General features: G+C 38.8%; 2 protein-coding genes and 1 pseudogene. All 3 read left to right on the forward strand.

What is annotated here, in order from left to right; all coding sequences use genetic code 11:
* Nucleotides 1-269 (forward strand): annotated as a pseudogene (locus WB217_RS18610) (ABC transporter ATP-binding protein); the annotation flags it as partial.
* A 28-nt stretch (nucleotides 270-297) separates the two neighbouring features.
* Nucleotides 298-1266, forward strand: a complete 969-nt coding sequence (locus tag WB217_RS18615) for an ABC transporter substrate-binding protein (protein ID WP_423994819.1) — start codon at nucleotides 298-300, stop codon at nucleotides 1264-1266.
* 2 nt (nucleotides 1267-1268) lie between these two features.
* A partial coding sequence (locus tag WB217_RS18620; RefSeq protein ID WP_423994820.1) for an ABC transporter permease occupies nucleotides 1269-1962 on the forward strand: 694 nt, incomplete at its 3' end.

Below are 1962 nucleotides of genomic sequence, written 5' to 3' on the forward strand. Positions count from 1 at the left end.
GATATTATCTACAAGATGAACTCCTTCGTATACAATCACAGGAAAAAACGACTATTGCGCTAGTAACTCATGATATCGATGAAGCAATTTATTTATCTGATCGGATTTTTATTATGCAAGCCAATCCAGGCAGAATTCATAAAGAGATAAGAATTCAATTGTCAAAGCCACGTGACAGAAGTCACAGTGATTTTCAGCATTACAGGAAAATGATTTTTGAGGATTTCCATTTCAATCGTCAAGAAGCAGCAATTGAGTTTCATATATAAAGCAAATTAATAGATAAGGAGAATACAAATGAAGAAGCTATATAAAAATTATATCCTGCTTATGCTGGTGTTCTTTATGACCTTTTCACTTTCCGCATGCGGGTCAGGAACTAACAAACAATCATCAGTAGATATCGGGAAGAGAACGGTAAAAATCGGTTACTTGCCAATCACACATGCAGTACCCCTTTACATTGAAAAAGAAATGGAACAGTATAAGGGTTTTAATTTAGAACTTGTAAAATTCGGTTCATGGCCAGAACTGATGGATGCATTGAATACTGGAAGGATTGATGGTGCGTCTGTCCTGGTCACTCTTGCAATGAAGGCAAAGGAACAAGGGATTGATTTAAGTGCAGTAGCATTGGGGCATCGCGATGGGAATGTTTTTGTAGTGGGAAATGATGTTAATAGTGCCGAGGATCTGAAAGGAAAAAACTTTGCCATTCCGCATAAATTTTCGACTCATAACATTCTGTTGTATCAAATGTTAAAACAAAATGGACTCAAATATGAAGATGTAAAAGCAATTGAAATGCCGCCTGCCGAAATGCCAGCAGCCTTATCAGAAGGACGGATAGCAGGATATGTCGTGGCAGAGCCGTTTGGAGCTATCTCTGTTTCTATAGATAAAGGTAAGGTTCTTTTCCAGGACCAGGATATATGGAAGGACTCGATTGACTGCACGCTAGTCTTAAGAAATGATTTCATCAAAAAAGAAAGCAAAATTGCTCAAGAGTTTGTAAATCAATATGTAAGAGCTGGTGAAATGGCTGAATTAAAAGATGAACATACTCACGAAATGTCTTCGAAGTATATGAAAGTTGAAAAGGACGTTCTTGATCTTTCATTCCAATGGATCTCTTATGATGATTTGAAAATTAAGGAAGAAGAATATGAGGAACTGAGAAATAATCTCAAGGAAATGGGTCTGATGGAAAACCCTCCAGCCTACAGTGAATTTGTTGATCATTCATTAATTGATAAGGCGAAGTGAAAATGATTAGATTAAAATCTTTATTGAATGCAATTATAGGGTTTGCCTTACTGATTATTGTATGGCAAGCGGTAATTATGATTGGTGAGTATGATACAGTGTTATTCCCACCGCCATTAAAGGTATGGGAAGGGATTGTTTCCCTTATCTACGATGGCACTCTTTTCACACATTTTCAGGTTAGTCTGTATAGGTTCGCGGCAGGGTATTTATCCGCGGTAGTTGCTGCCATTATCCTTGGCCTGGTTCTTGGACGCCTCCCTGTTTTGTGGAATGTCCTTGATCCTGTAGCTCAGGTCATTAGGCCAGTTTCACCGATTGCATGGTCACCATTTATCGTACTATGGTTTGGTATTGGAGATATTCCTGCAATCGTAATCATCTTTATTGCTGCATTCTTCCCTGTATTGCTATCAACAGTTTCTGCTGTTCGCAGGGTAGATAGCAATTACTTGAAAGTTGCTCAAAATCTTGAGATTAAGGGTATTAGGCTTTTGACGAAAATTATCTTTCCAGCTGCTTTTCCGTACATCGCGAACGGTCTTCACATTGCGGTAGGAACCGCATGGATCTTTCTCGTCGCAGGAGAAATGGTTGGTGCTCAATCCGGTTTGGGATACTTGATCATTGATGCAAGAAACTCAATGAGGCTGGATCTTGTAATGGCCGGGATTGTTTTTATTGGTATTTCAGGTC

The sequence above is a fragment of the Mesobacillus sp. genome, assembly GCF_049588175.1.
Classification (GTDB): Bacteria; Bacillota; Bacilli; order Bacillales; family Cytobacillaceae; genus Mesobacillus.

Bases quoted from the DNA above. Each gene is read 5' to 3' on its own strand.
- WB217_RS18615 (WP_423994819.1), top strand. From the start codon at position 298: ATGAAGAAGCTATATAAAAATTATATCCTGCTTATGCTGGTGTTCTTT.